At 63.2% G+C, this 223-nt stretch carries 1 protein-coding gene; it reads right to left on the bottom strand.

Annotation, left to right across the window (positions count from 1 at the left end):
• A partial coding sequence (locus E4K09_RS02835; protein ID WP_483238012.1) for a tRNA ligase subunit PheS family protein occupies nucleotides 1–223 on the bottom strand: 223 nt, incomplete at both ends.

The following is a 223-nucleotide window of genomic DNA, read 5'->3' as shown; positions in this document are numbered from 1 at the left end:
GCAGTTCCGCAGCACGTTCGGGTGCACCATGCCGCAGCCGAGGATCTCGAGCCAGTCGTTGCCCTCGCCGAAGCGGATCTCGCCACCTTTTCGCGAGCACTGAATGTCGACTTCCGCCGACGGCTCGGTGAAGGGGAAGAAGGACGGGCGGAAGCGCATCTTCACCCGCTCGACCTCGAAGAAGGCCTTGCAGAACTCCTCGAGGATCCACTTCATGTGCGCG

It is taken from the genome of Microvirga pakistanensis, assembly GCF_004458765.1.
GTDB lineage: Bacteria > Pseudomonadota > Alphaproteobacteria > Rhizobiales > Beijerinckiaceae > Microvirga > Microvirga pakistanensis.
The sequence above is the reverse complement of the archived record's forward strand: the minus strand, read 5'-3'. Positions and strand labels throughout refer to the sequence as shown.